Annotated in this window: 9 protein-coding genes; 7 read left to right on the forward strand and 2 right to left on the reverse strand. The window is 41.1% G+C overall.

The features are described from left to right. Together LHW48_01565 and dapA are read right to left on the reverse strand one after the other, a co-directional pair. Positions 1–1,056 (reverse strand): insulinase family protein (locus LHW48_01565; protein ID MCB5259152.1); only part of this gene is annotated, 1,056 nt, incomplete at its 3' end. Between the two features lie 22 nt (positions 1,057–1,078). After that, entirely contained in the window at positions 1,079–1,954 is an 876-nt protein-coding gene (gene dapA / locus LHW48_01570; protein MCB5259153.1) for a 4-hydroxy-tetrahydrodipicolinate synthase, read from the reverse strand. Between the two features lie 691 nt (positions 1,955–2,645). Here dapA and LHW48_01575 point away from each other — a divergent pair. Genes LHW48_01575 through LHW48_01605 form a run of 7 tightly spaced genes read left to right on the forward strand, consistent with a single transcriptional unit; the run spans position 2,646 to position 6,565 of the window. Further along, positions 2,646–3,092 carry a DUF134 domain-containing protein gene (locus tag LHW48_01575; GenBank protein MCB5259154.1) on the forward strand — a complete coding sequence of 149 codons (447 nt, stop codon included), beginning with the start codon at positions 2,646–2,648 and terminating at the stop codon, positions 3,090–3,092. 10 nt (positions 3,093–3,102) lie between these two features. Further along, positions 3,103–3,435: a NifB/NifX family molybdenum-iron cluster-binding protein gene (locus tag LHW48_01580; GenBank protein ID MCB5259155.1), complete on the forward strand. Its 333-nt coding sequence runs from the start codon at positions 3,103–3,105 to the stop codon at positions 3,433–3,435. Then, entirely contained in the window at positions 3,435–4,286 is an 852-nt protein-coding gene (locus tag LHW48_01585) for an ATP-binding protein (GenBank protein ID MCB5259156.1), read from the forward strand. The genes LHW48_01580 and LHW48_01585 overlap by 1 nt, the downstream gene beginning before the upstream one ends. Further along, positions 4,283–5,155 (forward strand): ATP-binding protein, encoded by an 873-nt coding sequence (locus LHW48_01590; protein MCB5259157.1) that lies wholly within the window; start codon positions 4,283–4,285, stop codon positions 5,153–5,155. Before LHW48_01585 ends, LHW48_01590 begins: the two co-directional genes overlap by 4 nt. Then, positions 5,152–5,493, forward strand: a complete 342-nt coding sequence (locus LHW48_01595) for a dinitrogenase iron-molybdenum cofactor biosynthesis protein (protein MCB5259158.1) — start codon at positions 5,152–5,154, stop codon at positions 5,491–5,493. The genes LHW48_01590 and LHW48_01595 overlap by 4 nt, the downstream gene beginning before the upstream one ends. Position 5,494: 1 nt before the next feature. Next, entirely contained in the window at positions 5,495–5,743 is a 249-nt protein-coding gene (locus LHW48_01600; protein ID MCB5259159.1) for a hypothetical protein, read from the forward strand. Next, positions 5,744–6,565 carry an Mrp/NBP35 family ATP-binding protein gene (locus LHW48_01605; protein ID MCB5259160.1) on the forward strand — a complete coding sequence of 274 codons (822 nt, stop codon included), beginning with the start codon at positions 5,744–5,746 and terminating at the stop codon, positions 6,563–6,565. It abuts the gene before it with no gap. The last annotated feature ends 309 nt before the right edge of the window (positions 6,566–6,874 follow it).

Here is a 6,874-nt window from a genome sequence, read left to right on the forward strand (position 1 = left end):
ATGCTTGCAGATAATAGAAATTGTGGGTTGTAAGATGTCGCCCTGTACCGATATACTAGAATCTTTACACAATCCCGATTCCCGTATTGCATTCTTTAAGGGTGACGCTGGATAGTGCATCAACAATTCGCTCATAAGCGAAATCTTCTGATCCAAAAATGGTTCCGTAACCTTTCCATAACTAAAATTGAGCGCAAGATAATATTCATCGGTAAGATCAGTATCGTCTGCTAAAGGATATTGCAATTTCAATTTCTTAGCGGCTCTAAAGGGCTTTTGTTCCGGCATTTCTACTTTAAAGCCAGGATCCTCAAAATTACTTAAGTATTCCGCATCAATTATCTGCAAAGTAGCATCAATATCCATATCGCCATACAACCAAATCTTACTATTGGAGGGATGATAATACTTTGCATGAAATGCAATGAATTTTTCCTGATTTAATTTGGGGATGGCGTCTGGATCTCCACCACTCTCAAATCCGTAAGGTGTGTCTGGAAACTGGGCATGCATACATTGCCTACTCACAATTGAATCCACCGAAGAAAACGCTCCCTTCATTTCGTTGTAAACTACACCCCGGTAGTTTATTTCTCCATCTTCCGAGAACAGCTCATAGTGCCAACCTTCCTGAGCCAGAATCTTTGGATCGTCGTAAATTCTGGGATACAACACCGCGTCCAGATACACTCGCATCAAATTCACAAAATCCTTATCATTTGTGGAAGCAACCGGATAGCTCGTCCAATCTGAAGATGTCATGGCATTAATAAAGGTATTTAAGCTTCCCTTAATCAGCTCCATAAAAGTGCCTTTGGCTGGATAATTTTTGCTGCCATTTAATACTGAATGTTCTAGAATATGTGGACACCCGGTATCATCTTCTGGAATAGTTTTAAAGGTAATATTAAAGGCTTTGTTATTGTCCAAACAAGATAAATGAATTAGATCTGCTCCACTCTTTTGATGGCGGTAACGATTATAAGTACAGTTCAGTTCTTTAATTTTTTGGCTCTGTAAAAGTTCAAAGCCGTGCAATAACTTAGGTTTTTTCATGTTTATTCCTTGTAATTTTCTCTCATATAAGCCTGTAAGTCTTAAGTCCTTCGCGCAAAATGTCTCTGTTCTTTGTCTGTAACGGGCAGATGGGCAAGCGAAATTCAAGCTCGATGAGCCCCATCATATGCAAAGCTTCTTTTGCAGGAATAGGATTTGTTTCGATAAACATCAAATGATTTAAATTCGCTAAGTAAGCATGTTGGCTTGCCGCCTGTAAATAATCGCCGGCCAAACAACTGGCAATGTGTTCACTCATCAATTTCGGAACCACATTTGCCGTTACCGATATGCAGCCCTTCCCGCCAATAGCCATAATGGGCACATTAAGCGCATCCTCTCCACTCATCACACTGAAGCTTTTGGGTGCATCCCTCACGATTTGTGTTACTTGCACCAAATTCCCACTTGCTTCTTTTACCCCAATAATATTGGAGCATTCTCTTGCTAAACGAACTGTAGTTTCCGCAGTAATATTCACTCCTGTACGACCAGGAACATTATATATAACAATGGGTATTTTCACTTTTGAGGCAATGGATTTATAATACTCATACATGCCCTGTTGTGTAGGTTTAATATAGTATGGCGTAATTATTAAGGCAAAATCCGCACCCAATTCCTCAGCTTTTTTTGTGTTTGCCAAGCTTTGCATATAGTTGTTGGAACCAGTACCAATCATAACCGGAACCTTATTGGCAATTTTTTGCATGGCGAATCTCAGCAGTGCATCTTTTTCATCCCCAGCAAGAGCTGCTGCCTCTGCTGTGGTGCCCAAAAGCAGTATGCCATTGGTATCATTTTCCAAATGATAACATATTAAACGTTCCAAAGCATTCCAATCCACAGCACCATTCTTAAATGGTGTAACCAGAGCAACATAAGATCCTTGCAGCATCTTTTCCTCCACTAATAAAGCATAATGTTTTGTGTTTCTTTTTATGCAACTATCCTCAAAGTATAGTTTTTTTCAAATTATCTACAACTCATTATTCCGTCAATATAAATCACAAGCAAACGATATTCTGCGCTTCACTGATCATGGCACCATAAGCAATCACTGTAATCTGCTCTCCCGCTTTAATCGCTTTCGCCTTAGCCAAAGAAATGCTGAAATACTTATGGAAAGAATGAGCAGGGATGCCCTACGATGCGACAGTTTGCAGTTTCCCCCTGTCACTTTGAATTTGTATTGCCTAAAATAAGATCTATGCTATAATTATAATGTACTGTTTTATGCTCTACCCACATCGTAACGGAGCCCGTAACGTATCCTGTAACGGAGCTTTCCGAAGCTTCGAAAGTGAGACTTGAAGTTTTCAGTGATTAAAGCTTGAAGTTTTCGGTGATTAAATTTGAAGAAACGGTGATTAAAACCAGTAAGAGAATGACCGCTATAGAGGCCTGTTTTCCTGATTTGAAGTTTTCGGTGATGAAAATTGAAGTTTTCAGTGAGGGTTTATACCCTGTCTAAAAAACGGGGGGATGTGAATTATACAAATGAATCTTGACAAAAACCCGCAGCGCTCAAGAAGTGAACATAAGTTCATATTAATGCACTATTTTTAATTCTTACTAATGGAGATAATATGCCACGCAACAAGAGCTTACGTACACTACAAGGTCTTCCTACGATAAAGGGATTTCGTCCACTTTGGATGCGAACAAATTACCGTAGGGCCATAACCTTGAATTTGGAAGAGTACGAAACCCTTCGCTTGATAGACTATGAAAATCTTATTCAAGAGCAGGTGGCAGAATTAATGAATGTATCTCGCCCTACCGTTACACGCATATATGACAGTGCGCGAAAAAAACTGGGAACAGCACTGGTTGAAGGACGCACCTTTATTATTGAGGGCGGAGATGTCCAGATTGCTCGCAAATACTATCTATGCGAAGATTGTCAACATCGCATGGATTTAGATGGAAGAGAGGACAAACCACAAATCTGCCCCGCCTGTGGCTCAAACAGAATACTATCTCTGCAAGATTGCTTCATTCGTGGTTGCCGTCGCTGCAGAAGATGCAAATAAAGGAGAAAGAATGAAAATCGCAATTCCACTTACTAATTCGGAGCTAAGCTTACACTTTGGTCACTGTGAAAAGTTCGCCATCTATCATATTGAGAATGGTAAGATTCAAAAAGAAGAGATCGTAGATCCTCCCATGCATGAACCCGGTTCTCATCCCAATTTTCTGAACCAGCTTGGCGTAAGCGTAGTCATTACCGGTGGCATGGGCATAAAGGCTCAACAGTTAATGCAAGCAAATGGTATTGAAGTAATTGTGGGAGTATGCCCTATGCCATTAAAAGATATTGTGGAAATGTACCTTAAAAAATCCCTGGAAGCAGGCAATAACCTGTGTGACCACTAATGAGAATTGCCATAGCTAGCGGTAAGGGTGGCACGGGAAAGACTACACTTGCCGTTAATTTGGCGCTATACGCAGCCGAAGAATTTCCTGTTTTGTTGATGGATCTTGATGTTGAGGAGCCTAATGGCGGCATTTTCATCAAAGGTAGCATCCATAGCAAGATTACTGCTTACAGAAACATACCTCATTGGGAACAAGAGCCTTGTACTCTTTGCGGTAAATGCACTACTTGGTGTGCGTATAATGCATTGCTAAAATTGGGCGATACGATATTGGTAATGCCAAACTTATGTCACTCCTGCTATGCCTGTAGCGAACTTTGCCCAGAACACGCCTTGCCTATGCAGCAAGAAAGCTTGGGCACTATCATCCATATTAAGAATGGAAGCCTCAACTTTGTAGAGAGTAAGCTAGACATAGGTTTAGAACAAGCCTCGCCCCTAATTTCTCAAAGCCTAGAATTTGCCAATAAGAACTTTAAGGATATAAAGTTACAGATATTGGACAGCCCTCCCGGAACGGCTTGTGCTATGGTTTCGGCAGTTAAAACAGCAGATTATGTGGTGCTGATAAGTGAACCTACACCATTCGGCTTACACGATCTCAAGCTTGCTGTTGAAACAGTTCGTCAACTAAATTTACCTTTTTCTGTAGTGATAAACCGTGACGGGATAGGAAACAACGACATTTACAAGTATCTTGAACAAGAAGGCATAGAACTACTTGCCAAGATTCCCCATAGCCGAGAAATTGCCGAGATCTATTCCCGTGGAGAGATATTATATAAAAAAGTTCCCCAGCTTAGAGCCGCATTAGATCGCATTCTGCACAAAACTAAGGAGCGAACATGAAAGAGATAGTAATTATTTCAGGCAAAGGCGGAACAGGAAAAAGCTCCATTTGTAGTGCACTGGCATATATACTCAAAGAACAGTCCGTTATTGCGGATTGTGATGTTGATGCCGCCGATCTGCACCTTATCTTACAGCCTCAAAGCTCTCAAACTAGCGAGTTTGTAAGCGGAGTAAAAGCAGTAATAGACCCCGATAAATGCATTTCCTGTGGTATTTGTGCTAATGTCTGCAGGTTTTCTGCTATTTCGGCTGGCGAAAAGGCATATCAAGTGAACTTGTTAGATTGTGAAGGCTGTGGATATTGCTATTATGTTTGCCCCGAAGGCGCAATTTCACTGCCCGAGCAGAAGGTAGGTGCTTGCTTTATATCTCAAAGCCGACTGGGCAATACATTGGTACATGCACGCTTAAATATTGGCGCTGAAAACTCCGGTAAATTAGTCTCCAAGGTAAAAAGTTTAGCCAGACAACAAACAGAAATGGAACACAAAGATTTCCTTTTGGTAGATGGTTCTCCGGGCATTGGTTGTCCGGTTATCGCATCTCTTTCTTCGGCAAACTTCGTAATACTGGTAACAGAAGCGAGTAAATCTGGTATCAGCGATCTGAAGCGAGTATGGGAACTGGTTAAAAAGTTCAAAATACCCGGAGCGTGTATTATCAATAAGGCAGATATAAACCCCGATATTTGTAAACAGATATCCAAGTATCTAAAACAAGAAAAAATCCTTGCCTTGCAAGAAATACCTTATAGTGACGATTTTCCTAAAGCAATAGCAATGGGAAGAACTTTGGTAGAGCAAAACACAACAAAATGGCAGCCTTTCTTCCAACAGATGTGGGCTACCATAAAGGAGACATTATGAAAATAATATTTACTTCCAGCGGAGAAAGCTGGGATTCCGTAATTGACCCTCGCTTCGGACGTACAGATTTCATTTTGTTGTACGATGAAGAAAACGATAAGCTTAGCAGTATTGATAATCGTGACATCATGAACGTAGCTCATGGTGCAGGTCCAAAAACTGCCGAAAAGATATTTGGATTGGGAGCAGATGTTCTCATAACCGGTAATGGCCCAGGAGGAAATGCTGCTTCCATCTTGGCAAAAATGCCTCTTAAGATATATGTAAGGGCTGGTGGAATGACCATTCGACAGGCTTATGAGGCATATAAAAACAACCAACTCGTACAAGGAGCTTAACATGCCAGGAAGAAATGGAAAAGGTCCTATGGGTAATGGACAGCCAGGCAGAGGATTAGGACACTGCGGCGCCGGTGGCGGAAATGGAAGAAGACGCAGAATTCCTCAACAAATGTATGATGCACCATTGACAGATACGGCGATATCCTCAGATGTGTACCAGTATTCTAAAGACAATCTTAAGGCTCGCAAAGCCGAGCTTGAGGAACAGCTTAAATGGATAAATAATGAACTGAATAAGGAACAATAAATGGCAGATGACAAAGAGTTAAAAGATCTTCAGGTGCAAACAAACCTGAAAAAAATTAAACATCGCATCATGGTTATGAGCGGTAAAGGTGGCGTTGGCAAAAGCTTCGTGGCAGTTAATCTTGCCTATGGCTTGGCAATGCAGGGAAAAACTGTGGGCATACTGGATTCTGACGTACACGGTCCCTCAGTTGTAAAGCTAACTGGCATTGAAGGAGTAGGTATTCCTACCGCCGATAGTGGAATGCCAGCACCTATAAAAGTGCTTTCAAACCTTTATGTACTTTCCGTTGCGTCACTTATAAAATCTGAAGACAGCGCACTGATCTGGCGCGGTCCAATGAAAATGTCACTAATCAAACAATTCTTTAGCGATTTTGATTGGCCGGAACTGGATTATCTAATCGTCGATTGCCCTCCCGGAACTGGCGATGAACCTCTTTCTATCGTGCAGACTCTGGGCAATGTGGATGGTGCGTTAATTGTTACCACTCCACAGGATATCGCGATTTTGGATGTAAAGAAATCTGTAAACTTTGCCATTCAGCTCAAACTCCCTATTCTGGGTGTAGTTGAGAATATGAAATATTTCCGCTGCCCAGATTGCGGCAAGATCACTCAGATTTTTAGCGGCAAAGGCTTGGAACAATTGATCTTTGAGCATCAACTTGATCTTCTAGCCGAACTGGAAATGGACCCCAATATCGGAATCTCATCCGATCAAGGAAAACCTTACATCTATTTCTATAACAAAATGCCTACAGCTCAAAGTCTAATGGAAATGGTGCTGAAGGTTTTAGAAACAGTGGAGACTAAACAGTAACATCTTTAGAAACAACTATATAAGTATATAAAACAGCCGTGCTACTTAGAGCGCGGCTTTTTTTTGAATAGCAAACGTTCTTACAATGCTCTGAAATAATTTGGCTCTCTTTCAAACTAAGCCTGAACAATGCTATTGGAGTTCATGAGGCCAATTAAATTCCTGCTGATATTGAACTTAATAGGCCTCATGGACTTCAATAGCAGGCGTGTAATAATGCACGGCCTTGAAGTCCAAACCACCCATAAGATATTAAATAAGTGATAGTTAGTTTATGCGCATTGAACTCCAATGCCTCAATTGGGCTAA

The organism is Candidatus Cloacimonadota bacterium (genome assembly GCA_020532355.1).
Lineage (GTDB): Bacteria > Cloacimonadota > Cloacimonadia > Cloacimonadales > Cloacimonadaceae > UBA5456.